The 23,453-nt window shown below is 71.4% G+C and carries 20 protein-coding genes and 2 tRNA genes; 3 read left to right on the forward strand and 19 right to left on the reverse strand.

All coding sequences use genetic code 11. The annotated features are described in order from the left end of the window. Positions 1–18: 18 nt before the first annotated feature. The gene (locus tag ASL10_RS06490) at positions 19–267 is read left to right on the forward strand and encodes an acyl carrier protein (RefSeq protein ID WP_043592609.1); all 249 of its coding nucleotides are present in this window, start codon (positions 19–21) and stop codon (positions 265–267) included. Positions 268–423: 156 nt separating this feature from the next. Next, entirely contained in the window at positions 424–1,662 is a 1,239-nt protein-coding gene (locus ASL10_RS06495) for a beta-ketoacyl synthase (protein WP_055972470.1), read from the forward strand. A gap of 105 nt (positions 1,663–1,767) precedes the next feature. Here the strand turns inward: ASL10_RS06495 and ASL10_RS06500 are convergent, their stop codons facing one another. The 9 genes from ASL10_RS06500 to ASL10_RS06540 all read right to left on the reverse strand — a co-directional run bounded on the left by ASL10_RS06500 (position 1,768) and on the right by ASL10_RS06540 (position 10,186). Then, the gene (locus ASL10_RS06500) at positions 1,768–2,271 is read right to left on the reverse strand and encodes a DUF3145 domain-containing protein (RefSeq protein ID WP_056045587.1); all 504 of its coding nucleotides are present in this window, start codon (positions 2,269–2,271) and stop codon (positions 1,768–1,770) included. 196 nt (positions 2,272–2,467) lie between these two features. Next, positions 2,468–4,129: a bifunctional 3'-5' exonuclease/DNA polymerase gene (locus tag ASL10_RS06505; protein WP_056045591.1), complete on the reverse strand. Its 1,662-nt coding sequence runs from the start codon at positions 4,127–4,129 to the stop codon at positions 2,468–2,470. Between the two features lie 42 nt (positions 4,130–4,171). Further along, a complete protein-coding gene (locus tag ASL10_RS06510; protein WP_056045594.1) occupies positions 4,172–5,032 on the reverse strand; it encodes a DUF1684 domain-containing protein in 861 nt (286 codons plus the stop codon). Positions 5,033–5,137: 105 nt separating this feature from the next. Continuing rightward, positions 5,138–5,779 (reverse strand): FMN reductase, encoded by a 642-nt coding sequence (locus tag ASL10_RS06515; RefSeq protein WP_056045597.1) that lies wholly within the window; start codon positions 5,777–5,779, stop codon positions 5,138–5,140. A gap of 19 nt (positions 5,780–5,798) precedes the next feature. Further along, positions 5,799–6,935, reverse strand: coding sequence for an LLM class flavin-dependent oxidoreductase (locus tag ASL10_RS06520; protein WP_056045601.1), 1,137 nt, complete (start codon positions 6,933–6,935; stop codon positions 5,799–5,801). A 370-nt stretch (positions 6,936–7,305) separates the two neighbouring features. Beyond that, a complete protein-coding gene (locus ASL10_RS06525) occupies positions 7,306–7,647 on the reverse strand; it encodes a hypothetical protein (RefSeq protein WP_157485308.1) in 342 nt (113 codons plus the stop codon). A 115-nt stretch (positions 7,648–7,762) separates the two neighbouring features. Further along, positions 7,763–7,836 (reverse strand) — tRNA-Ile (locus ASL10_RS06530). A gap of 57 nt (positions 7,837–7,893) precedes the next feature. Further along, positions 7,894–9,177, reverse strand: coding sequence for a glycosyltransferase (locus ASL10_RS06535; protein ID WP_056045607.1), 1,284 nt, complete (start codon positions 9,175–9,177; stop codon positions 7,894–7,896). 94 nt (positions 9,178–9,271) lie between these two features. Then, positions 9,272–10,186: a DMT family transporter gene (locus tag ASL10_RS06540; RefSeq protein WP_056047514.1), complete on the reverse strand. Its 915-nt coding sequence runs from the start codon at positions 10,184–10,186 to the stop codon at positions 9,272–9,274. Positions 10,187–10,227: 41 nt separating this feature from the next. Here ASL10_RS06540 and def point away from each other — a divergent pair, with 41 nt between their 5' ends. Beyond that, positions 10,228–10,794, forward strand: coding sequence for a peptide deformylase (def, locus tag ASL10_RS06545; protein ID WP_056045610.1), 567 nt, complete (start codon positions 10,228–10,230; stop codon positions 10,792–10,794). A 161-nt stretch (positions 10,795–10,955) separates the two neighbouring features. Here the strand turns inward: def and ASL10_RS06550 are convergent. The 10 genes from ASL10_RS06550 to dusB form a co-directional block, all read right to left on the reverse strand. Then, a tRNA-Asn gene (locus tag ASL10_RS06550) sits at positions 10,956–11,028 on the reverse strand. A gap of 114 nt (positions 11,029–11,142) precedes the next feature. After that, positions 11,143–12,198: an NAD(P)-dependent oxidoreductase gene (locus ASL10_RS06555; RefSeq protein ID WP_082460241.1), complete on the reverse strand. Its 1,056-nt coding sequence runs from the start codon at positions 12,196–12,198 to the stop codon at positions 11,143–11,145. Then, positions 12,195–13,094, reverse strand: coding sequence for an ATP-binding cassette domain-containing protein (locus tag ASL10_RS06560; RefSeq protein ID WP_157485310.1), 900 nt, complete (start codon positions 13,092–13,094; stop codon positions 12,195–12,197). Before ASL10_RS06560 ends, ASL10_RS06555 begins: the two co-directional genes overlap by 4 nt. Positions 13,095–13,096: 2 nt before the next feature. Continuing rightward, positions 13,097–14,839, reverse strand: a complete 1,743-nt coding sequence (locus ASL10_RS06565; protein ID WP_082460242.1) for an ABC transporter ATP-binding protein — start codon at positions 14,837–14,839, stop codon at positions 13,097–13,099. Next, entirely contained in the window at positions 14,836–15,849 is a 1,014-nt protein-coding gene (locus ASL10_RS06570) for an ABC transporter permease (RefSeq protein ID WP_056045614.1), read from the reverse strand. Before ASL10_RS06570 ends, ASL10_RS06565 begins: the two co-directional genes overlap by 4 nt. A 2-nt stretch (positions 15,850–15,851) precedes the next feature. Continuing rightward, complete coding sequence (locus ASL10_RS06575; protein ID WP_055972446.1) at positions 15,852–16,946, reverse strand: ABC transporter permease; 1,095 nt, start codon at positions 16,944–16,946, stop codon at positions 15,852–15,854. A gap of 158 nt (positions 16,947–17,104) precedes the next feature. Continuing rightward, the gene (locus ASL10_RS06580; RefSeq protein WP_056045617.1) at positions 17,105–18,727 is read right to left on the reverse strand and encodes an ABC transporter substrate-binding protein; all 1,623 of its coding nucleotides are present in this window, start codon (positions 18,725–18,727) and stop codon (positions 17,105–17,107) included. A 228-nt stretch (positions 18,728–18,955) separates the two neighbouring features. Continuing rightward, positions 18,956–20,863, reverse strand: coding sequence for a DNA primase (dnaG, locus tag ASL10_RS06585; protein WP_056047525.1), 1,908 nt, complete (start codon positions 20,861–20,863; stop codon positions 18,956–18,958). Between the two features lie 112 nt (positions 20,864–20,975). Continuing rightward, complete coding sequence (locus ASL10_RS06590) at positions 20,976–22,247, reverse strand: deoxyguanosinetriphosphate triphosphohydrolase (RefSeq protein ID WP_082460243.1); 1,272 nt, start codon at positions 22,245–22,247, stop codon at positions 20,976–20,978. A gap of 45 nt (positions 22,248–22,292) precedes the next feature. Continuing rightward, positions 22,293–23,450, reverse strand: coding sequence for a tRNA dihydrouridine synthase DusB (dusB, locus tag ASL10_RS06595; protein ID WP_056045623.1), 1,158 nt, complete (start codon positions 23,448–23,450; stop codon positions 22,293–22,295). Positions 23,451–23,453 lie beyond the last annotated feature (3 nt).

The raw sequence follows: 23,453 nt of genomic DNA on the forward strand, positions 1-23,453 counted from the left end.
CCTCAAGGAGACAACACCATGGCACTGTCCACCGAAGAAGTCCTCGCCGGCCTCGCCGAGCTCGTCAACGACGAGACCGGGATCGCCACCGACACCGTCGAGATGGACAAGTCGTTCACCGACGACCTCGACATCGACTCGATCTCCATGATGACCATCGTCGTCAACGCCGAAGAGAAGTTCGACGTCAAGATCCCCGACGAAGAGGTCAAGAACCTCAAGACCGTCGGCGACGCCGTCACGTACATCCACAAGGCGCAGAACTAAGACGTCGGCTGCCCGGTCGCCGTCACGGCGACCGGGCCCCGCCGGTGTGCCCTCGACGCCGTCGACCCCACGCCACCAGCCTCGGCTGCAGCCCGGGTCACGGCGTCGTCGTACATCGGCACAGCCCACCGACCGGCCCTCCCAGAAGGAACGTCAATGACCAAGAAGATCGTCGTCACCGGCCTCGGCGCCACGAGCCCGCTCGGTGGCACCGCCACCGAGAGCTGGCAGAACCTGCTCGCCGGCCAGTCGGGCATCACCACGCTCGAACAGGACTGGGTCGCCAAGTACGAGCTGCCCGTCACCTTCGCCGGCCAGGCACGCACCCCCTCGGCCGACGTGCTCGACCGCCGCGAGATCAAGCGCCTCGACCCGTCGAGCCAGTTCGCGCTCACCGCGGCCCGCGAGGCCTGGGCCGACGCCGGCTCGCCCGAGGTCGTCCCCGAACGCTTCATCGTCGACTGGGCCACCGGCATCGGCGGTGTCTGGACGCTGCTCGACGGGTGGGACACCCTGCGCGAGAAGGGCCCGCGACGCGTCCTGCCGATGACCGTCCCCATGCTCATGCCCAACGGCCCCGCCGCCGCCATCTCGATGAGCCTGGGTGCGCGCGCCGGAGCCCGCACGGTCGTGTCGGCCTGCGCCTCCAGCACCGAGTCGATCGCCATGGCCTACGAGCACCTGCAGTCCGGCCTCGCCGACATCGCCGTCGCCGGCGGTTCCGAGGCGGCCATCCACCCGATGCCCCTGGCCTCCTTTGCGGCCATGCAGGCCCTCTCGAAGCGCAACGACGACCCCGCCACCGCCTCGCGTCCCTACGACGTCACGCGCGACGGCTTCGTCCTCGCCGAAGGAGGCGCGGCGCTCGTCCTCGAGACCGAGGAGCACGCCCTGGCCCGCGGGGCCCGCATCTACGCCGAGCTCATCGGTGGTGCGGTCACCAGCGACTCGTACCACATCACCGCTCCCGACCCCGAGGGCACCGGCGCCGCCCGGGCCGTCATCGCGACGCTCGAGAACGCGGGGGTCGACCGCGACCAGGTCGTCCACGTCAACGCCCACGCGACGAGCACCCCGGTCGGCGACATCGCCGAGTACCACGCCATCAAGCGCGTCTTCGGCGACCACACCTCGAAGCTGATCGTCTCGGCGACCAAGGCGGCCACGGGCCACCTGCTCGGCGGCGCGGGCGGCATCGAGGCGCTGTTCACGGTCAAGGCGCTGCACGAGCGCGTGGCACCGCAGACGATCAACGTCACGCAGATGGACGACGAGATCGACATGGACGTCGTCGTCGGAGAACCGCGCCCCCTGCCCGAGGGCGAGATCGTGGCCATCAGCAACTCGTTCGGCTTCGGCGGCCACAACGCCGTCGTCGGGTTCCGCTCGGTCTGAACGAGGCGACCGACGCAGGAGGCGCGGGTGGCATGATCACGCCACCCGCGCCTCCTGCGTCGTCACCCGGTGCGCCCGGGACGCCCCTCCCCGGGCAGGGGCGGGTCAGCTGACCTTGTGCAGCCAGACGACGGGGTTGCCTTCGCCGCTGTAGCGGAACGGTTCGAGTTCGTCGTCCCAGGCCTGGCCGAGGGCGAGACGCAGCTCGCGGTGCAACTCGAGGGTGTTCGACCCGGCGATCTCCATCGCGTAGCGGATGCGGTCCTCGGGGATGACCGTGTTGCCGGCGGTGTCGGTCTGGGCGAAGAACACGCCCAGGTCGGGAGAGTGCATCCAGCGCCCCCCGTCGTGGGTCTCGCCGGGGTCTTCGGTCACCTCGTAGCGGAGGTGCTCCCAGCCCCGCAGAGCAGAGGCGATGCGCGCGCCGGAACCCTCGTCACCCTGCCACGAGAACTCGGTGCGCTGGGCGCCGGGCAGCACGGGTTGGTCGACCCAGGCGAAGTTCACGCCGTGCCCGAGGGCACGACCGACGGCCCACTCGACGTGTGGGCACAGTGCACGAGGGGACGAGTGCACGTAGAGCACTCCCCGAGCGGTTGCAGCAGCCACGATTCCTCCATCTGGTTCAGGTGCGACTTCCCCATCGACCTGTCAGACGTGATTCGTGTGCGTTCTTCGATTGTGCGGGCCGGGACCCGGTGATGCGCGGGACGGTGCCCGTTCTGTGAATTATGACCGACCCGCCTGAGAAATCACAACTGTGTAACACCTGCGAATGGTGCGGCGTCTCGCACGGCCTGTCGGCTCACTTGGCCTGCGAGTAGTCGTCCACGACCGCGACCGTGACCGGGAAGGCCACCGGGGCGTCGCCGAAGAGCAGCCGGCCGGCCTCGACCGCGCTGTCGGCGACCAGCGCGGCGACCTCGTCGGCGGCGGCCGCGGGGGCGTGCACCACCACCTCGTCGTGCAGGAAGAACACGAAGTGGGGTGCCGGGACGCCGGTCCCCCAGCGCGCGTGCAGACGACGGCGCAGGGCGCCCATCCAGCAGAGGGCCCACTCCGCGGCGGTGCCCTGCACGACGAAGTTGCGCGTGAACCGACCCCACGAGCGTGCGTCGCGATCGGCCGGCCGCACGCCCATCTCGGGAGGCAGCGCGCCCACCCCGGCGCCCCCGGAGGCGTCCGGGTCGTCGGACGGCCGCGGTGAACTGCGGCCGAGCAGGGTGTCGACGACTCCCCCGGCCTCGCCCGTGCGTGCCGCAGTCTCGACGAGCGCCATGGCGTCGGGGAACCGCCGCGCCAGGCGGGGCACGAGTCGGCCGCTCTCGCCCTGGGTCGCGCCGTACATCGCGCCGAGCATCGCGACCTTGGCCTCGGCCCGCGTGGCGACGGCTCCGCTGGCGACGATGCCCTCGTACAGGTCGCCCGACCCGGCCCGGGCCATCGAGCGGTCGCCGGACAGGCCGGTCAGGATGCGCGGCTCGAGTTGCGAGGCGTCGGCGACCACGAGCTTCCAGCCCGGGTCGGCCACGACGGCCCCGCGGACCGCCCGGGGAAGCTGCAGCGCGCCTCCTCCGCTCGTGGCCCACCGGCCGGTCACGACGCCGCCCGGCACGTAGTCGGGACGGAAGCGCCCGCCGTGCACCCAGGCGTCGAGCCAGGCCCAGCCATTGGCGACGAGCAGGCGCTGCATCTTCTTGTAGCGGAGCAGCGGCTCGATGGCGGGGTGCTCGTGCCGTTGCAGTTCCCACTGCCGCGTCGACTGCACGAGCACGCCCGCCCGGTTCAGGGCCCTGATCAGTTCGGCGGGCGAGTCGGGGTTGAGATCGGGCGCGTCGAGCGCCTGCCGCACCTCGTCGAGGGCGTCGCGCATGCGGGCCGGTCGCTCTCCCGGGGCGGGCCTCGGCCCGAGGGCGGCGGTCAGCAGTTCGTCGTGCACCCGGGGCGACCACGGGATGCCCCGGTGGCGCATCTCGGCCGCGATCAACGCACCGGTGGACTCGGCGGCGACGAGCAGCTCGAGTCGACCCCGGGCAGGCGACGCCTCGACCGCCTCGCGCTGGGCGAGGAACTCGGCCGCCGGGTCGGGCAGCGACTCGGGGAGGACCTCGAAGAGGCCGTCGGACTCCCCCGGCGACGCCTGGGCGACGTCCCACGGCCCGGGAGCCGCGCCTCCGAGGGGGAAGGCGGGCGCCGACGTCGACCGTCGCAGGATCGCGTGCACGAGCCGGAGGTCGACGCAGCGCGCCAGCGTGACCCCGGCGTCGAGGAGGCGCGGGTACCACCGCGGGGTGTCGTCCCAGACCCAGCGGGGCGAGGCCTCGCGCTCGAGGCCGGCCACGCGCGCCGGCAGGTCGGCCGCGGGGATGGTCTCCACGCCGACCGCCTCGAGCAACCCCGACGCGCCGCGCTCGTACCGTGTCAGCTCGACGTCGCCGTCGGGCAGTCGGCGCAGCAGGAAGAACACCGCCTGATCATCCCACCCCGCGCCGACACCGCCGGCCCGTTCTCAGTGCAGCGGCTGTCCGGCGGCGTCGAGGACGTTCTTCTCGCCCGCCTCGATCGGCGACGCGAACCGGTTCTGGGCCGGCGGGATCGGGCAGTTGAAGGCGTACGAGAAGGCGCAGGGCGGCAGGACGGCCCGGTTGAAGTCGAGCGTGATGGTGCCGTCGCCGTTCGGGGTCGGGAAGAGGAACCGCCCGACCGAGTACGTGCTGTCGCCGTTGGTCGCGTCGCCGAAGACGAGCTGCAACCGGTCACCGTCACCCGACGGGAACGCCGCGAGCTCGTGGTCGACCCCGTCGCGGGTGAAGCGGATGAGCCCGGGCAACGGCTTGGGCCGACTGAGCTCGAGGTCCGCCTGGTGACGGATGTCGACCTGGGTGTCGGGCGCGGTCGGCACGAAGTCGGCCGTGACGACCCAGTCCGGGTCGAACGGGAAGGCGTCGATCGACCCGAAGCCCGTCACGGCGTCCGACGCGGAGTCCCAGACGCGTAGGGCGTACCCGGTGTGGTCGTCGTTCGCGATCACCGTGCCGGTCGTGGTCTCCGAGAACCGGAGGCTGCTCGGGACCATCGCGTCGTCACCCGCCACGACGACGGTGCCGTCGACCAGGTCGCCGTCCACGTGGATGCCGTCCGCGGCGGCGGCCGTCAACGCCAATCCCGACACGCCCTGAGGGGTCGGCGCCCAGCGGCCCGGCACGCCCCAGACGGTCTGCTCGTGGTCGACCCACTGCGTGCCGGTCAGGGCGAGCGGACCCTGCGGCGACACCGCGCGGGTGCGGCGCAGGACGTGGAAGCGGTCGAGCTCGGCCTGCGCGGCCGCGTGCTCGGACGGGCGGGTGGTGTCGGCGGTGCTGTCGGTCATCGGTCCTCCTGGGGTCTGACGAGGGGCAACGCCGGGGAGGCGCGGTTCATGCCCCGACGGACGGGACGTGGTCGGGACCGGCACCGCGCCTCCTCGTCCGACGTCTCAGTCCTGCAGGTCGTCGCCGCCCACGGCGAGGCGCCGGAGCTGCTCGTCGAACGGGACGACCGCGGCGAACGGGTCGTCGAGCGCGCCCTCGTGCCGTGCCACGAGCTCGGCGAACTCCCCCGCGGCGCGCGTGACCCGCTCGGACAGCGTCGTGGAGGTGCCGTCGCCCTCGCCCCAGTCCTCGGACGCCGCGAACACGGAGGTGGGCACGACGACGGCCTGGAGGTAGGCGAACAGGGGTCGCACCGCGTACTCGAGGGCCAACGAGTGGCGGGCCGTACCGCCGGTCGCCCCGATCAGCACGGGCGTGCCGGTCAGCGCCTTGTGGTCCATCACGTCGACGAACGACTTGAACAGGCCGCTGTACGAGGACGAGAAGACGGGCGTGACCGCGATCACACCGTCGGCGCTCGTCACCTTCTCGAGCGCCTCGGCGAGGGCGGGAGGCGCGAAGCCGGTCAGCATCGCGTCCGTCACCTCGTGCGCGAGGTCGCGCAGCTCGACGACCTCGACCTCGACGAACGAGCCGCGGCCGACGAGGTCACGCGTGGTGGCCTCCACCAGCCGGTCGGCCAACAGACGGGTGGAGGACGGCTGGCCCAGCCCCGCGGACAGGGCGACGATCCTCTTGGTGCTCATGGCGCGCCTCCTGCGTGTCTCAGCGGGCGGACGACGCGGTGAGCGCGTCGTGCGCGGTGGGTGTGGCCGTGGACCGCGACGCCCGGGTCGCGGCCTCGACGAGCGAGGCGTGCGTGGGGGCGTCGGGCACGTCGGCCGGACGGTTCGCGGCGAACTCGCGACGGAGGACCGGCACGACCTCGCTGCCGAGGATGTCGAGCTGCTCGAGGACCGTCTTCAGGGGCAGGCCGGCGTGGTCCATGAGGAAGAGCTGGCGCTGGTAGTCGCCGACGTAGTCGCGGAAGCCGAGGGTGCGGTCGATGACCTCCTGGGGGCTGCCGACGGTGAGCGGGGTCTGGCTCGTGAAGTCCTCCATCGAGGGGCCGTGGCCGTAGACCGGGGCGTTGTCGAAGTAGGGACGGAAGGTGCGCTTGGCGTCCTGCGAGTTCTTCGCCAGGAAGACCTGACCGCCGAGACCGACGATCGCCTGGTCGGCACGCCCGTGCCCGTGGTGCTCGAAGCGGCTGCGGTAGAGCTCGACCATCTGCTTCGTGTGCGAGGCGGGCCAGAAGATGTGGTTGGCGAAGAAGCCGTCGCCGTAGTAGGCGGCCTGCTCGGCGATCTCGGGGCTGCGGATCGACCCGTGCCAGACGAAGGGCGCGACGCCGTCGAGGGGACGCGGGGTCGCCGTGAAGCCCTGCAGCGGCGTGCGGAAGTGGCCCTTCCAGTCGACGACGTCCTCGCGCCAGAGACGGTGCAACAGGGCGTAGTTCTCGATCGCCAGGTTGATGCCCTGGCGGATGTCCTTACCGAACCAGGGGTAGACCGGGCCCGTGTTGCCGCGACCGAGCGTCAGGTCGACCCGGCCACCGGCGAGGTGCTGGAGCATCGCGAAGTCCTCGGCGATCTTGACCGGGTCGTTCGTCGTGATGAGCGTCGTCGCCGTGCTGAGCACGATGCGCTCGGTCTGCGCGGCGATGTAGGCGAGGAGGGTCGTCGGGCTCGAGTTCACGAAGGGCGGGTTGTGGTGCTCGCCTGCGGCGTAGACGTCGAGGCCGACCTCCTCGGCCTTCTTCGCGATGGTGACCATCGCCTGGAGGCGCTCGCCCTCGGTCGGGGTGGCACCGGTCGTGGGGTCGGTCGTGATGTCGCCGACGCTGAAGATTCCGAACTGCATTGCTCCACCTTAGAACCTCTGCATGCGTTTGCATGCACTTCGGTGAACCTCGGGGTGGGCCGTGGCATTCCCGGGGCGTGCGACGGCCGTTGGGAACGTGCAGCGGACGACCTGGCCTCGACCTCGACCCCCGTGCGCGACGTGGGACGTGTCGGCAACTCCGGACTCGCGCTCCACCCCGAACGCCCGGGCCCGGAAACACGGGGCCCGCGCCGACCGACGCAGCAGGGGGCAGGAATTGCCGACCACGCGGCGGGGTGGCCGAAGTCACCATGGCGAGAAGTCATGCAGGAAGCGCGGCACACGCCGTAGCGGGCGGTGCGGAGGGGGTGGGGCGCGCCGGGGCGGGGCGAGGCGGTGCGGCGGCGGGTCAGGCGAGGGGGGCGAGGCGCAGCCAGCGCTCCGCGACCTGCGCCTGCGAGACGGGCCCGTCGCCGTCGCGGTCGATCTGGGGCGAGTCGAACTCGACCCACCAGGTCCGGGCCGAGCCGCCGATGGCCGACACCCCCTGCCAGGCGCTGCCCCCAGCCCGGACCACGATGCCCGTCGGGCCGTACGGGAACGGCGTAGAAGGGTCCTCGTCGGAGTCGAGGACGTACACCTGGGCCGCCACGCCCATGCGCGCCGGGCCGGATCGCCCGGCGTCGTCGAAGGAGGCGCCGCCCCAGGCGTCGGGGTCGGGCTCCGGCTGTCGGGGCCGCTTGGTGAACATGGACGACATCGTGCCACGCACGACGGACGCCGGGCGACGACGCGGCCGCGCTCACAGCAGGCCCGGAGGCCGCGAACCGACCGGAACCGGGGCAGGCGCCACCGGACACCACGAGTAGGGCGGACGGGACTTGAACCCGTGACCGATCGATTATGAGTCGACTGCTCTAACCGGCTGAGCTACCGCCCCTCGCGTCGGCCCACCGGTGCGAGCCGTGGCCGGCCGGGGCGGTGCCGCGGTCGACCGTCAGTGCGCGCGGTCGGACGCCGCGTCGGTGGAGGGGACCACCGGCTGACCACGATACAGGCTCTCGAACACGCTGAGCGTTCGCTCGATGTCGTGCCCCTCGATCATCTTCAGGCTGGCCCGGCGCATCGCGAGGTACTCGTCGTCGGGGGCGGTCAACACCGTCGTGAGCTTGTCGGCGAGGTCGCGGCTGTCGCCCGGGCGGAAGAGGTAGCCGTTCTGGCCCTCATCGACCAGGTGCGGCAGGGCCATGGCGTCGGCCACGACGATGGGCAGCCCCGACGCCATCGCCTCGAGGCTGGCGATGCTCTGGAGTTCGGCGATCGACGGCATGGCGAAGACCGTCGACTCGGTCAGCGTGCGCCGCAACTCGTCGTCGGACAGGTACCCGGCGAAGGTGACGACGTCGGCGAGGCCGAGGTCGCGGCTGGTCGTCTGGAGCTGCTTGAAGAGGTCTCCGCCGCCCACGATCGTGAGCGTCGCGCCGAGGGCCGGGTCGAGCAGGGTCATCGCCTTGAGCAGCACGTCGATCTGCTTCTCGGCCGTGACGCGGCCGACGAACACGATGCGGTTCTCGGACGGACGGGTGTCGAGGGCGGTGTAGTGCCCGGCCTCGATGCCGCAGGAGACGGCGAGCACTCCGGTGACCGCGACCGACTTCTCGAGGAACGTGGCCGCCTTCTGCGTGGGGGTCGTGATCGCCGCGGCCTTGTGGAACGTCTTGCTCGCGTCGTTCCACGCCATCTGGGTCGCCTTGGCGCGCAACCCCTTCGGCAGACCGGTGTGCTCGAGCAGGTTCTCGGGCATGAAGTGGTTCGTGGCCACGATCCGCACGCCCCGGCGTTCGGCGACCTGGGCGACGCCCCGGCCCATCACGATGTGCGACTGGATGTGGACGACGTCGGGGTGGATCTCGTCGAAGATCGCCTCGGCGTGCTCCTGCACGCGCCACGGGGTGGCGAAGCGCAGCCAGTCGTGCAGCGGCCACCGCGTCGAGTACAGCCGGTGGACGGTCAGGGTCACGCCGCCGTGCTGCTCGAGGAAGGTGCCGTGGTGCCGGCTGGCCGCGGGCACCATGAGGTGCACGTCGTGGCCGCGCTGGGCGAGCCCCACGGCGAGCCGCTCCGTGAAGTTGGCGGCGCCGTTGACGTCGGGCGGGAAGGTGTCGCCCGCGATCAGGACGGTCAGGCGGTCGGACGACCCCGAGGAGGCGCGGGTCGCGACGTCAGCCGACGTCGCGTCGTCGGGTCGGCCGGGTTCCGAGGGCGTCGGGGCAGGTGTCACGGGTCGTGGCGTCCTTCTCGTGCTCGGTGGGGTGTGCGGCGCGTCGTTCGCCCGGACGATCGTCGACCGGCGGGCGAGACGACCCCACGCTAGCTCAGGCTCGGGTCTGGGGATGGTATTTGGCGAGTTGGAACACGCCGTAGACCGCGATGGCGGCCGCGACGACGAAGAAGACGCCGGCGATCGCGGGGGCGTTCTGCGCCTCGCCCAGGACGATGATGCCGATGCCGACCGCGATGAGCGGATCGACGACCGTGAGACCGGCGATGACGAGGTCGGGTGGGCCGGACGAGTAGGCGTTCTGCACGAAGTACCCGCCGAGCAGTCCGGCCGCGAGCAGGAACACGATGCACACGATCGTCAACCAGTCGAAGTTGCCCGCGAAGACCCGGTTGAGGACGACCTTGGCGAGGGTCGCGACGAAGCCGTAGAGCACGCCCGCCGCGATGATGTAGAACAGCGCGCTGCGACGGCGGCGCAACAGGGCGAAGGCGACGCCCAGCACGGAGCCGACGACGGCAAGGATCACGAGGACCGTGACGAGCTGCCGCGTGGTGATCTCGGGCTCGATGGCCGTGAAGGCCGCCACGGTGACGAAGAGCCCGACGCCGCCGACGCAGAAGAGGATGGCCCGCTTGGCGCGCCGGTCGAGTCGTCGACCCGTCGAACGGGAGTTGAGGACCGCCGTGATGACGAGGGCGACCGCCCCGAGCGGCTGCACCACGAGGAGCGGTGCGATGCGCAGACTGGTCAGCTGGAAGAGGATCGCGAGGCCGAGCATCAGCGTGCCCAGCACCCACGAGGGGCGGCCCACGAGGGCGAGCACCTGGCGGACGTTCATGCCGCTCTTCGCCGCACCGATCCGTCGCTCGACCTTGGCGACGCCCTGGTGCTGGAGCTGGGCGCCGATCGAGAGGAACACCGCGCCGATCAGCGCGATCGGGATGCCGAGCGCCTGATAGGGGGTCAGGGATACCTGCTGGGTGAGCTCCCCGATGTCCGTCGTCACGGCGTCCACGGTAGTGCCGTGGCGCTGGATAGTCTGGACGAATGGCCGTTCGACCCATTTCCATCACGGGTGACCCCGTGCTCCACTCCCCCGCCTCCGAGGTGACCGTCGTCGACGACGACCTGCGCACCCTCGTCGCCGACATGTTCGAGACGATGGACGCCGCCCCGGGCGTCGGTCTGGCGGGCCCGCAGGTCGGCGTCGGCAAGCGCCTGTTCGTCTACTCGTGGACCGACGACGACGGCGAGCTGTGGCGCGGCGTGGCCATCAACCCGACGCTCTGGCAGAGTCCGCTCTCGATCGAGCCGCTCGACGACGACTCCGAGTCCGAGGGCTGCCTCTCGGTGCCCGGCGAGAGGTTCCCGTTGCGGCGTGCCGACGGCGTCGTGCTGCGGGCCACCGACCTCGACGGCGACGCGGTCGAGATCGAGGCCTGGGGCTGGCTCGCCCGCGTCTTCCAGCACGAGTACGACCACCTCGACGGCATCCTGTACGCGGACCGGCTCGAGCATCCCTTCCACAAGGCGGCCGCGAAGGCGGTCCGCAAGAAGGGCTGGGGACAACCGGGCAGCACCTGGCTGCCGGGCGTCGACCACCTCGAGGACTGACGGCCGGCCCCGGCCGACCCCGAGACCGAGGAGGCGCGTCCTGCGAACCGCAGGACGCGCCTCCTTTTCGTTCGGGCACGGAACGGAACGGAACGGCGAGAAAGGCCCAGGACGGACCGGGAAAGAGAAAAGGCCCAGAGGGTGGAGCCTCTGGGCCTTCGCTCCCCGAGTTGGACTCGAACCAACAACCTGCCGGTTAACAGCCGGCTGCTCTGCCAATTGAGCTATCGAGGAATGGCAACCGCCCCGGACTTTCGTCCGTGACAGCGGAGACAACACTAGCAAAGATCTGAGCCCCCGAGGGACCACGCCGACGACGCGGCGCGTCGCACGGCTCCGACCGCCGCGTCAGTACCCGTCGTGCGGATCGACCACGCCGACGAACTCCCCGTCGCCGAGGAAGGCCCGCACGTTGAGCCGGATGCGCTCGGCCAGCAGCGGGGCCGTCATCTCGGGGGTGTCCGCCTGGTGCGGCGTGACGACGACACGCGGCTCGCCGAAGAGCGGGTGCCCGTCGGGGAGCGGCTCGGGCGTGGTGACGTCGACCCCCGCGCCCCAGAGTCGCTCCGCCCTGACCGCCTCGACGAGGGCGTCCGTGTCGACCAGGCTGCCCCGCGCGACGTTGACGAGCACGGCCGTCGCCGGCAGCAGGGCGAGCCGACGCGCGTCGAGGAGGCCTGCCGTGCCGGGCGTCGCGGCGGCGGCGAGGACGAGGACGTCGGCCTCGGGCAACACCTCGTCGAGTCGCTCGACGGGGACGGTCCGGTCGGCCCCGGGCACGGGTTCGCTCGACCGGCGCACGATGGTAACCCGGACGTCGAACGGGGCCAGGAGGCGCATCAGCTCGATCGCGATGCCCCCCGCCCCGACGATGACGACGTGCCGTCCGTAGAGCGACCGGCCCTGTTGTTCGGTGGCCCAGGAGGTGGCGCGCACGCGCTGGGGAACGACCCTCAGCAGCGACAGCACGAGCATGAGGGCGTGCTCGGCGACGGGTTCGGCGAACGCCCCCTTGGCGCTCGTCCAGAGCGGCAGCGCGCGGTCGGCACGGGCCGTGATGACCTCGGAGAAGGCGTCGACCCCGGCGTAGGGCAGCTGGACCCACTCGATGCCCGGGTTCTCGTCCAGCGCGCGGGCCAGGCCGTCGGGGTCGCGGTACGAGAGCCAGACCAGGCCACGGGTCTCCGGGCCCAGGGGGACGACGTCCGCTCCCCCGGCCCTCACGGCGTCGACGAAGACCGGGGTGGGGCGGGGGGCCACCGAGACGGCACCCGGGGTCGGGCGTCGCCCCGGGGCGAGGACGGGGCCCGCGGTGACGACCGCGCGGTGGCCGCGCGCGCCTCCCGGGCTCGTCGCCCTTGCGGCGTCCGAGGTGGTCGGGCCCGTGGCCGGCTCGGCGGTCACGAGGGCCGGTCTCCGCGGAGGCCGGCGTCGGGGTCGAGCGGTCGCCCGGCCTCGCGCTCCTCCGGGCGGATGATGTCGATCGGGGTCGTCTGCGAGAGCACCTTGACGTAGGGGTCGATGCCGGTCCGCAGGACCTCGTCGATGTCGCCCAGTCCGACCAGACGGCCACCGCGCATGACGGCGACGCGGTCGGTGATCGCTCGGGCCTCGGCCACCGAGGAGGTGACGACGAGCGCCGAGAACTGACGCCCCTCGTGCAGGTTCCCGATGACGTCGAGGACGGCCTGGCGGACGAGCACGTCCACCCCCCGGGCGGGCTCGTCGGCGATCAGCAGCGGGGGCTCGAGGACGAGGCTGCGGGCCAGGGCGACGCGTTGTCGCTGACCGGAACTGAGCTCCCAGGTCTGCTTGAGCATGGTGCCGAGCGGCAGGTGCACGCCGTCGACGAGCGTCGCGACGATGCGCCCGGCTTCGGTGCGGTCGAACTTGCGGTCGCGCTGGTAGATCGGCTCGGCGATGGCCTCGCCGACGGTCAGGTCGGGACTCAGCCGCTCGCCGTCGTCCTGCGCCAGGTAGCCGACCATGGCCGAGAGCCGGTCCCGGCGCCGGCCCGAGAGCTTGCCGACGTCCTGGCCGAAGACCCGTGCGGTCCCACCGACCAGACGCGGGCGCCCCTCGTCGACGCGGCCCGTGCCGGTCAGTCCGGCGAGGGCCATCGCGAGCGTCGACTTGCCCGAACCGCTCTCGCCGAGCACGGCGACGATCTCGCCCGGCTCGACCCGCAGGGTGACCCCGTCGACGGCACGCACGGCCGGATGGCCCGCCCGGGCGGGGTAGAGCAGCGACAGGTCGTCGGTGACGACCGGCTGGTCGAGGTCGAGCTCGCGACCCGGCACCGTCAGGCCGCCCCGACGGTGTCGGTTCCGCGCTCCGGGTCGCCCGCCGCCCGGCGGTCGAGTTCGGCCAACCGCTCGCGGCGGGACGCCTGCTCGATCGGATCGGGCACCGGCAGCGACGCCAGCAGGCGCTGCGTGTAGGGATGCTCGGGCGCGCCGAGGACCTGGTCGTTCGGTCCGCTCTCGATCAGGTCGCCGTGGAACAGCACGCCGATCCGGTCGGCCAGCATGTTGACGACCGCGAGGTCGTGGCTGATGAACAAGGCGGCGAAGCCCAGCTGCGACTGCAACTCGGTGAACAGCTCGAGCACCCGGGCCTGCACGGAGACGTCCAACGCGCTGGTGGGCTCGTCCGCGATCAACAGCGTCGGGTCGAGGGCGAGCGACCGGGCGAGGCTCGCCCGCTGACGCTGCCCGCCGCTGAGCTCGTGGGGGTACCGGTCGGCGAACGACTTGGGCAGCTGGACCGCCTCGAGCAGTTCGTCGACGCGCGGACGGGCGGCCCGGGCGTCCTTCGCACGACCGTGCACGATGAGCGGCTCGGCCACGCACTCGGCGATCGTCAGCAACGGGTTGAAGCTCGACGCGGGGTCCTGGAAGACGAAGCCGATGTCGGCGCGCTTCGGCTTGAAGTCACGCTCGTGCACCCCGTTCATCTCGATGCCCAGCACCTCGAGCGATCCCCCGGTGACCTTCGTCAGCCCGGCGATGGCCCGTCCGATCGTCGTCTTGCCGGAACCGCTCTCGCCGACGAGGCCGAGGACCTCGCCGCGGGCGATGGTGAAGTCGACGCCCTTGACGGCTCGGAAGCCGCCGCGGCCGAGGCGACCGGGGTACTCGATCTCGAGACCGCGGGCACGTACGACGACCTCGCTGTCGGCGGGCTGCTCCTGCTGCGTGTGGCCGCGCGCCTCGAGCTTCGGCACCGAGCCGAGCAGGCGCTTCGTGTAGTCGTCCTGCGGGTTCGCGAACAGCTCGACGGCCGGGGCCTGCTCGACGACCTTGCCGAGGTACATGACGGCGACGCGGTCGGCGAGGTCGGCGACGACGCCCATGTTGTGGGTGATCAGCACGATGGCCGTGCCGAACTCGTCCCGACAGCGGCGCAACAGGTCGAGGATCTCGGCCTGCACGGTCACGTCGAGGGCCGTGGTCGGCTCGTCCGCGACGATCACCGACGGGTCGAGCACGAGCGCCATCGCGATGACCACGCGCTGCTTCTGCCCGCCCGAGAACTGGTGCGGGTAGTAGTCGACGCGGGTCTCGGGGTCGGGGATGCCCACGCGACGCAGGATGTCGATCGCCTTGACCCGCGCCTCCTTGCGTCCGACCTTGCCGTGGGCCCGCAGGCCCTCGGCGATCTGCCAGCCCACCGTGTAGACGGGGTTGAGCGCGGTCGACGGCTCCTGGAAGACCATGGCGACGTCGGTGCCGCGGAGCTCGCGGACCTTCTTCGGGCCGACCTCGAGGACGTTCTGCCCCGAGAGCAGCACGGCACCGGTGGCGACCGCGGTCTCGGGCAAGAGGCCGAGGATCGTCTTCGCCGTGACGGTCTTGCCGCTCCCCGACTCGCCGACGATCGCCAGCACCTCGCCGGCGCGGACGTCGAGCGTCACGCCCTGGACGGCCGCGACGTCGCCGCCGTCGGTCGCGAAGGTCACCTCGAGGTCGGTGATGCCGACGGCGACGGGGCGCTCGTCGCGCGGCGTCGCGGGTCGGCCGGTCGTGGTCGTGTCGGCGGTCATGCGGTCACCTCGTCGTGGGTCGTGGTCGGGGCCTGCTCGGTGCGTCGGGTGCCCTTGGTCTTGCGCTTCGCGCGACGGCGGGTCCGGAGGCGCGGGTCGGCCAGGTCGTTCAGGCTCTCGCCCATCAGCGTGATGCCGAGCACCATCAGCACGATCGCCGCACCGGGGAAGACGCCGGTCCACCAGATGCCGCTGGCGGTGTCGGAGAGGGCGCGGTTCAGGTCGTACCCCCACTCGGCCGCCGCGGTCGGGCCGATGCCGAACCCCAGGAAGCCGAGGGCCGCCAGGGTCAGGATCGCCTCGGACGCGTTGAGCGTGAGGATCAGGGGCAGGCTCCGCGTGGCGTTGCGGAGCACGTGCTTGAACATGATGCGGCCCGTGCTGCTGCCGTTGACCTTGGCCGACTCGACGAACGCCTCGGCCTTGAGCCTCGTGGCCTCGGCGCGGACGACGCGGAAGTACTGCGGGACGTACACCACGGTGATCGAGATGCCCGCCGAGACGATGCCGCCCCAGAGGCTCGACTGGCCCCCGCTGATGACGATCGAGACGACGATGGCGAGCAGCAGCGAGGGGAACGCGTAGACCGCGTCGGCGACGACGACGAGCACGCGGTCGAGCCACCCGCCGAGGTAGCCCGAGATCAGGCCGAGCGTCACGCCGATCGTGATCGACAGCACCACGGCCACGATGACGACGGCCACGGCGGTCCGGGTGCCCCACATGACGCGGCTGAACACGTCGTAGCCGCCGACAGTCGTCCCCCACAGGTGCTCGGCCGACGGTGGCGCCTGGCGCGGGAAGGCCTCGGTGGCACCGCGCAGCTGGCCGAAGCCGTAGGGCGCGATGAGGGGGGCGAAGATCGCCAGCAGCACGAACACGGCGACGATCACGACGCCGGTCAGCAGCATGCCGCGCTGCAGCCCCACCGAACGGCGGATCTGGGCGACGACGGGGAGGCGCTTGTAGAGGGGTTCGCGGCGGTCGGCCGCGACGGTCGAATCGGTCATGGTCAGTACCTCACGCGGGGGTCGATCAGGGCGGCGATCACGTCGACCACGAAGTTGGTGACGGCGACGATGACGGCGAGCACGGCGACGATGCCCTGCACGGCGATGAAGTCGCGGGCCGACAGGTACTGCTGCAGCTGGAAGCCCAGCCCCCGCCAGCCGAAGGTGGTCTCGGTCAGCACCGAGCCGCCGAGCAGCATCGCGATCTGCAGCCCCATGACGGTGATGATCGGGATCAGGGCGGGCTTGAGCGCGTGAGCCCGGACGAGCCGGAACTCGCTGACGCCCCGCGACCGCGCCGCGTCGACGTACTCGGAACCGAGCGTGCCGATGACGTTGGTGCGCACCAGGCGCAGGAAGATGCCGGCGGTCAGCACGCCGAGCGCGAGGGCGGGCAGCACCGCGTGCGAGAGGACGTCCACGATGATCGTCGAGTTGCCGGTCCGCAGGGCGTCGACGATGTAGATGCCCGTGGGGTTGTCGATGCGCCCCAGGGCGATGGCGACCCGCGTGCTCGCACGACCGCCGAGCGGGAGCCAGCCGAGCCAGACCGAGAAGGTGAGCTTGAGCAGCAGGCCGGCGAAGAAGACCGGGGTCGCATAGGCGAGGATCGCCAGCACGCGCAGGATCGCGTCGGGCCAACGGTCGCGCACGTACGCGGCGAGCATGCCGAGCGGGATGCCCAGCACGAGCGCGACGATCAGCGCGTAGAAGACCAGCTCGATCGTGGCGCTGCCGTACTGGAGCAGGATGCCGCTGATCTCGCGGTTGTCGGTCGCGGTGGTGCCGAAGTCGCCTCGGACGATCTGGCCGAGGTACTCGAGGTACTGCACGATCACGGGGCGGTCGTAGCCGGCGGCGGCGAGACGCTCCTGCAGCTGGGCCTCGGTGAGACGCCCGCCGACGGAGGCGGTGATCGGGTTGCCGACCACGCGCATCAGGAAGAACACGAGCGTGACGAGGATGAACACGGTGGGCACGATGAGGATCGCGCGGATCACGATGTAGCGTCCGAGGCCGCCGCCGCCGGAACTCCGGGACTTCCCGGGACTGGAGGTGGGCGGTGCCGTGAGGGAACCGTCGGTGATCAGGGTCACGTCGTTGGGCCTTTCGATGGTGTGGTGCCGGTCGCAGACCGGAGGGGGCGCCCCGCGGTGTCGCGGGTCGCCCCCTCGGCGTACGGCCGTGGTGCGGAGTCCCCCGACCCCGGAGGCCGACCGGCGGACCGGCGGGACTCAGGGGACGGGGAGGCGCGTCAGCGGCTCAGCGCACCGTAACGGAACTTGAACGACGCGTCGAGCGTGTCGTCCACGCCCTTCACGTCGGACTGCGAGACGACGACCTGCGTGCCCTGCAGCAGCGGCAGGGTCGGCAGGTCGGCCGCGACGGCGTCCTGGATGTCCCCGATGGTCGCCTCACGAGCCGAGGCGTCCTGCTCACCGATCTCCTTCGTCAGCAGACCCTGGACGGTCGGGCTGTCGTAGTGGTTGCCGACGAAGTTGTCCGCGCTGAAGAACGGCGTCAGGTAGTTGTCGGCGTCCGAGAAGTCGGGGAACCAACCCAGCTGGTAGACGGGGTAGGCGTCCTCGCGGCGCTCGGTGCTGTAGGTGTCCCACAGGGTCGACTGGAGGTTGACGGTGAACAGGCCGCTCGCCTCGAGCTGCGACTTGATCAGCGCGTACTCCTCGTCGCTCGACGCACCGTAGTGGTCGGGGCTGTACTGCAGGTCGATCGACACCGGGGTGCTGACGCCGGCGGCCGACAGGGCCGCGGCGGCCTTGTCGACGTCCGGGCCGCCCTGGCCGTCGCCGTAGAGGCCCTCGAGGGGCGTCGTCGCACCGGTCAGGCCGTCGGGGACGACCGAGTAGAGCGGCGTGTAGGTGTCGTTGTAGACGTCCTTGGCCAGGGCGGCACGGTCGACCGTGTCGGCCACGGACTGACGCACGGCGAGGGCCTTGGCCGGGTCGGCGTCGGGCTGCGTGGCACCGTACGGCATGGTGTTGAAGTTGAACACCAGGTAGCGGATCTCGCCGCCGGGGCCGTTGTGCACGGTGAGCGCGTCGTCCTTGGCCAGGTCGGCCAGGTCGGTCGGGCTCAAGCTGCGGTTCGCGACGTCGACGTCGCCGTTCTGGACGGCGAGCTTGAGGTCGGTCTCTTCGGTGTAGTAGGTCGCCGTGACCGAGTCGGTCTTCGGGGCACCGAGCACGCCGTCGTAGGCGTCGTTCGCCTCGTAGGCGATCGTCTCGTTCTGCGAGTAGTCGGTGATCGTGTACTGACCCGAGAAGGCGTTGCCCTTGACGATGTCGTCGGCGTCGGTGAGCCCGGTCGCCGAGAAGACGTCCTCGTCGACGATCGGGCCGGCGGGGCTCGAGAGCACCTGGGGCCAGGTCTGGTCGGCCGACTTGAGCGTGAAGACGACGGTCGTGTCGTCGGGCGCGTCGGTGCTGGCCAGGTTGCCGAGCAACGACGACGGGCCGTTGGGGTCGGCGATGGCCAGCTGGCGGTCGAAGCTGAACTTGACGTCGCTCGAGGTGAGCGCGTTGCCGTTCGCGAAGGTCAGTCCGTCCTTGAGCTTGACCGTGTACTCGGTCGGGCTGGTGAAGTCGGCGGACTCGGCCAGGTCGGGCTCGACGTCGGGGCTGCCGTACGGGGCGTTCGTCAGGAAGCCGAACACCTGGTTCTGGACGGCGAACGAGCCGTTGTCGTACGAACCGGCCGGGTCGAGCGACGTGATGACGTCGGTCGTGCCGATGCTGAGACCGTCGAGGGCGTCGGTCGCGTCACCACCGGAGGCGCAGCCCGAGAGGACGAGTGCGGTGGCAGCGGCGCCACCGACGACGGCGAGGGCGCGTCGGGCGAGCGTGGAGTCGGATGTCATATCCGGTTACCTCTTTCTCTGTGTGCAAGGGGCCCCGGGCCGTGCTGTGGACGCGGCCGTTTCAGGGAACGTCCATTGGTAACACACACGTGAGCGCGAGACGGGCTCATCGCGCAACTGTTTACAGGCCCGCAACGAACCCTTGCCAACTGGTCGTCTCGAGGCCGGCGGCGCATCCTCGTGATGTATGCGCGTTCAGGCCGGGGCACCGCGTGACGGCTGCCGACCTCACTCTTGGCGGATGGACCGGCGCTCGGCCTCGACGGCGGCGATCCGCACCTGGATCTCACGCCAGCGTTCGGGTTCGGTCTTCATGTCGGTGCGGAACGACTGCCCGAGCAGTTCGGACTTCTCGCGGATCAGGTCGCGCTCGACGATCGAGACGACGATGCCGCGACAGTAGGTCGTGATCTCGCGTCCCTCGCGCTCGGGGATGGGGGCGACGGCGAGCTCCTTCGCCAGGGCGTCGAACGGCGACGGCGTCTGGCCGAGGACGACGTCGAGCCAGTCGGCCGAGTCGAACCGGTCGAGGCTCGCGCCGATCGCGTCGCGGACGACGGCCAGCGCACCGTTCTCGATGCGTGCCCGTGCCGCCCGCTGCATGAGTTCGAAGCCGACCGTCGCCGGGTGCTGGAGCATCGCCATGAGCGCGTCGCGCTCGGTGCGGGTCGTCAGGTCGGCCGGCAGCGTCAACAGGCTCGGGCCGGCCGGCTCGTCGGGCACCGGCGGCAGGCTCGTGATCGACTGTCGGCCGTCGGTGGCGTTCTTGGGCTGCGACCGTTCGAGCGCGTTCTGGGCCGAGGAGGCGCGACCCGCGTCGTCGACGGACCGCGCGACGTCGGCCGGGTCGAGCCCCAGCCACCCGGCCAGCGACCGCACGTAGCCCTGGGTCATCGAACGGTCCCGGATGCCCGCCACCACCGGCGAGGCCGCCCGGAGCGCCGACACGCGACCCTCGACCGTCTCGAGGTCGTGCCCGTCGATGAGCCGGCGGATCATGAACTCGAACATCGGACGCTTGGTCGAGATGAGGCGGCGCACGGCGTCGTCGCCGCGGTTCAGCCTGAGGTCGCACGGGTCGAGCCCGTCGGGGGCCACGGCGACGAAGGTCTGCGCGGCGAACCGCTGCTCTTCGGCGAACGCGCGTGACGCCGCCTTCTGGCCCGCCTCGTCGGGGTCGAAGGTGAAGACGACCTCGCCGCCGGTCGAGGTGTCGGCCCCGCTGACGTCGCCGAGCATGGGTCGCAGCACCTTGATGTGGTCCACGCCGAACGACGTGCCGCAGGTCGCGACGGCCGTCGTGACCCCGGCCAGGTGGCACGCCATCACGTCGGTGTAGCCCTCGACGATGACGACCTGCTTGCCCTTCGAGATGTCCCGACGGGCCAGGTCGAGCCCGTAGAGCACCTGGGACTTGTGGTAGATCGGCGTCTCGGGGGTGTTGAGGTACTTCGGGCCCTTGTCGTCCTCGAGCAACCGACGCGCGCCGAACCCGATGGTCGACCCCGTGACGTCGCGGATCGGCCACACCAGCCGCCCGCGGAAGCGGTCGTAGGGGCTGCGGTCGCCCTGGCTCAGCAACCCCGCGGTGACGAGCTCGTCGTCGCGGTAACCGAGCCCCTTGAGGTGCGACCGCAGGGCGTCGAACGACTTGGGGGCGAACCCCACGCCGAACCGCTCGGCCGCGGCCGGGTCGAACCCCCGCTCGCCGAGGAACCGGCGGGCGGGCTCGGCGTCGGCGGCCGTGAGGTGGTCCACGAAGAACTCGCGCGCGGCCTCGTTCGCCGAGATCAGACGCGCCCTGTTGCCGTGGTCGCTGGCCTGCCCGCCGTCCTCGTAGTGGAGCTCGAAACCGATGCGCGCCGCCATGCGTTCGACCGCTTCTTGGAAGGTCGTGTGGTCGGTCTTCATGACGAAGCTGAAGACGTCGCCGTCCTCACCGCAGCCGAAGCAGTGGTATCGCCCCACCTGGGGCCGCACGTGGAAGCTCGGACTGCGCTCGTCGTGGAACGGGCAGAGCCCCTTGAGCGACCCCACGCCCGCCCCCTTGAGCGTGACGTGGTCGCCGACGATGTCGGCGATGTTGGTGCGCGACCGGACCTCGTCGATGTCGTTGCGTTTGATCAGGCCGGGCACGTGTCGATTGTAGGTCGAGCCACCGACCACGCCGACCCGGGAGGTCGGCCGCGGGAGGACGAGGAGGCGCGGTGCGGCCGGTCGGGACCCGCGCCTCCTCGGCGACCCGCCGTCAGCGGCCGGCGGTGAGCCGGTCGTGCCATGCCATGGCGCTCTGGTCGGTCAGCGAGGCGACCTGGTCGACGACGACCCGACGCCTCGCGGCGTCGTCGTCCGCCGAGGCCCAGTCGGCGGCGAAGCCACGGTCGAGTTCTGACGGGCCCGCCTGCCACAGGGCGTCGGCGAGGCTCGTCAGGACCTCGCGCTGACGCAGGTAGATGGGCTGCCGGTTGTCCCGCGTCATGACGAAGGCCGCGACGATGCCCTTGAGCACGGCGATCTCGCCGATCACGTCCGGGGCGACGACCACCGACGCGCCGAAGCGCATCAGGGCGTCACCGGGATAGGACTCACGGGTCGCCTGGGTGGCCGAACCGGCGAAGCGTCCGATCAGCTGGCTCGTGAGGTTCTTGAGACGGGCCTGCGCGAACCGGCTGCCGTCGTACGACTCGAGCCAGAACGGCAGCGCCTGCAACCGGTCGAAGGCCTCGGTCAACTCGTCGCGACTGAGCTCCCCGCCGACCCACTCGTGCATGGCCGTCACGAGCGAGTCGTGGTCGACCCGCGCCCCGAGGGCGGCGACGTCGACGTAGCCGTTGACCACGGCGTCCTCGAAGTCGTGGACCGAGTACGCGATGTCGTCGCTGAGGTCCATGACCTGGGCCTCGACGCACCGCCGTCGACGCGGGGCACCCCGACGCAGCCACTCGAACGCGGCCGTGTCGTCGTCGTAGAAACCGAACTTCATGCGACCGCCCGGGTCGGGGATGCCCTGGGCCGCGGGCCACGGGTACTTGCAGCTGGCGTCGAGGCTGGCACGGGTGAGGTTCAGCCCGAAGCTGCGTCCCGTCGCGTCGATGACCTTCGGCTCGATGCGGGTCAGCAGTCGTAGGGTCTGCGCGTTGCCCTCGAAGCCGCCGATGTCGGTCGACCAGTCGTTCAGGGCCCGCTCGCCGTTGTGCCCGAACGGCGGGTGGCCGAGGTCGTGCGCGAGGCAGGCCGTGTCGACGACGTCGGGATCGAGGCCGAGGCTCGTGGCGAGCTCGCGACCGACCTGCGCCACCTCGAGCGAGTGCGTCAGCCGGTTGCGGGCGAAGTCGAGGCCGGCCGTCGGGCTCAGCACCTGCGTCTTGGCCGCCAGGCGCCGGAGCGCGCTGGAGTGCAGCAACCGGGCCCGGTCGCGGGCGAAGTCGCTTCGCCGGTTGGAGTGCTGCTCGGGCGCCCAGCGCTCGGAGTCGGCGGGGTCGTACCCGGGGGTGGCGCTCGGCAGGGCTTCGGTGGACACCGGGGCCTCTCGGTCGGGACGGGAAGGGATCTCGGGAGGGGGTGCCTAGCCGCCGCTGTGGTGCAGCTCGGCCGCGGCGAGCTCGGCCTTGAAGGCCTCGTCGAGCTCGCGGCTCTCGAGCCAGCGGTCGGGCAGGGCGGGCCGCTTCGGGCTGCCCGCACGGCCACGCGGCCCCTCGGCCGCCTCGCCGGGGTACTGCTCGTGGGGGTCCATCGTGGCGAGCAGGTCGTCGATCTGCTGCAACGAGTCGGCGAGGGCGAGAGCCGCCCGGACCTCACCGCCCACGGGGTAGCCCTTGAAGTACCACGCGACGTGCTTGCGCATGTCACGGCAGGCGCGGCCCTCGTCGCCCGACCAGAACTCGACCATGAGTTCGGCGTGGCGCCGGAAGGCCCGTCCCACCTCGCCGAGCGTCGGCTCGGCCTTCAGGTCCTCGCCGCGGAAGGCCGCGGCGAGGTCGCCGAACAGCCACGGCCGACCGAGGCAGCCGCGACCCACGACGACCCCGTCACACCCGGTCTCGTCGACCATGCGCAGGGCGTCGGCCGCCGACCAGATGTCGCCGTTGCCGAGGACCGGCACGTCGGTCACGGTCTGCTTCAGGGTGGCGATGGCGGACCAGTCGGCGGTGCCCGAGTAGAAATCGGCGGCCGTGCGGGCGTGCAGCGCGATGCTCGCGACGCCGGCCCCCTGGGCGGCTCGACCGGCCTCGAGATAGGTGAGGTGGTCGTCGTCGATGCCCTTGCGCATCTTGACGGTCAGCGGGATGTCGCCGGCGGCCTTGACGGCACCCTCGACGATCTCGCGGAAGAGGCCGATCTTCCAGGGCAGGGCCGAGCCACCGCCCTTGCGCGTGACCTTGGGCACCGGGCAGCCGAAGTTGAGGTCGATGTGGTCGGCGCGGTCCTCGGCGACGAGCATGGTGACCGCCTCGGCCACCGTGTTCGGCTCGACGCCGTAGAGCTGGATGCTGCGCGGCGTCTCGGACTCGTGGTGCTGGATGAGGCGCATCGACTCGGGCGTGCGCTCGACCAGCGCCCGACTCGTGATCATCTCGCTCACGTAGAGGCCGGCGCCGTACTCGCGACAGAGGCGGCGGTACGCCGTGTTGGTGATTCCGGCCATGGGGGCGAGCACGACGGGCGAGGCCACGTCGATCGGTCCGATCGAAAGGCCGCGCGAGGGCAGGGTGGTGGTGGACATCGT

This window comes from Frigoribacterium sp. Leaf8, from assembly GCF_001421165.1.
Taxonomy (GTDB): Bacteria; Actinomycetota; Actinomycetes; order Actinomycetales; family Microbacteriaceae; genus Frigoribacterium.